2 protein-coding genes are annotated in these 1,451 nt (G+C 41.6%); both read right to left on the bottom strand.

The features are described from left to right. Window positions 1–138: 138 nt before the first annotated feature. A complete protein-coding gene (gene cas2 / locus G598_RS18225) occupies window positions 139–420 on the bottom strand; it encodes a CRISPR-associated endonuclease Cas2 (protein WP_080657057.1) in 282 nt (93 codons plus the stop codon). Next, window positions 417–1,382, bottom strand: coding sequence for a CRISPR-associated endonuclease Cas1 (gene cas1 / locus G598_RS0114965; protein WP_026767594.1), 966 nt, complete (start codon window positions 1,380–1,382; stop codon window positions 417–419). The genes cas2 and cas1 overlap by 4 nt, the downstream gene beginning before the upstream one ends. Between the last annotated feature and the right edge of the window lie 69 nt (window positions 1,383–1,451).

Consider the following 1,451-nt stretch of genomic DNA (forward strand, 5'->3'; position numbering starts at 1 on the left):
TAGCTGATTGCCTTTTTAGAATTTCTTTTTATGCAAACCTGTCCTAATCTGTGTGCAGTCCAACGACCTACGCCGGAAAACTCTGCATAAGCAGCCAGCAAGGCGATAAGCTGTTGGTCTGTTGAAATCCTGCACTTATCATACAACAATAAAGCTCTTGTCTGTTTCTAATGGTTGACCATGAACCAGGATATCTTTTTCACAGGCTTTGCATACCGGAATTATCATTAAAAGGGGGTTTTCGGCTTCCTTGGTTATTTGCTGAAGTTTTTGCCATATATCTTTTATTTCTTTGTTGTTGCATTTGCATGAGAATACACTAAATTGAATGCGAAAAGCCCTTTCTTCAAGATATTTGACTACATGGTTACGGATTTTATCTTCTTTGATGTCATAGCAAATGATATATTTCATCATCATGCCCTCTCGTAGGAAAGCAGCTTCTGTTGGAAGGATTTTATTTTACTTTGTATTAGCTGACGTGGTGATAAGCCGTCGTATTCCTGATACGGTTTTTCCATGTAATCTTCATACTTTTGATACCAAAGATTGCGGGCTTCGTCACTAAGGCAATATTTTTCTTCGTTAGTTTTGATGAAGTCTTTAGGCCGATAGATTTGCAGACGTAGCAGGTTTAGGACGAAACGGTCGATTATGGGTTGCCGAAACAGTTCCATCAGGTCAAAGACAAGACTGTCTTTGCGGTCATTGTTACTGTGCAGAAAGCCGATACGGGTATCGAGTTGTTGTCCAATGACCACTATGCGCACTTCGCGTTCCAAGAAAGCATAGCCAAAATTTAACAGGGCGTTTACTGGGTCTGTAGCGGGCCGGGTGCGTCCCTTGAAATGCCATGTCCTGTTATCGAGGAGTGCACCAAAACCATTGAAGTAAATTTTGGCACAATTTCCTTCAATGCCTCGCAGGCTGTCAGTAGATTTTGCCGTGTCGATTTTTTGGCGTTCAATTTTTAAGGCTTTCAGGGATTTGGTCAATAGGGGTGTTTGTATTGTACGAGAGTACCCTTTTAATAGGCGGTATTGATTCCGAATTTTTTCGGTTATCACTTTTTGAGCCAGTTGCAGAGAAATCGTGTCATCTTCCAAACAGGCTAACTGTTGTCGGATAATCGCAACGGCGGTTTGCTCATTAGCAAGTTGTCCTATAAGCTGCCCATGTTTATCAAGGAAGAAAATAGGCGTATTATTTTCGAGACACGCAAAAATAGCTGGTGTGGAAATATTTGCCGCTGCGCCTACAACAATGGAAGTAAGTGCGCGGATAGGCATACGTCCTACCAGCTGATTGTCTTTTTCGATTATAAGTCTGCCATTGTCTTTGCGGACATTACCACCTTTGGATAATAAATAAAGCACACTCATGATATCGCATCCTTAAAATAAAGCATACCGCAAGCGGTATTAAAGGCCTGTCAACGGACACAGAGTACG

This window comes from Selenomonas ruminantium subsp. ruminantium ATCC 12561 (genome assembly GCF_000424065.1).
GTDB classification, from domain to species: domain Bacteria; phylum Bacillota; class Negativicutes; order Selenomonadales; family Selenomonadaceae; genus Selenomonas_A; species Selenomonas_A ruminantium.

Excerpts from the sequence above, each read along its gene's own strand:
- cas2 (WP_080657057.1), bottom strand. The coding sequence starts at position 420 with ATGATGATGAAATATATCATTTGCTATGACATCAAAGAAGATAAAATC.
- cas1 (WP_026767594.1), bottom strand. The coding sequence starts at position 1,382 with ATGAGTGTGCTTTATTTATTATCCAAAGGTGGTAATGTCCGCAAAGAC.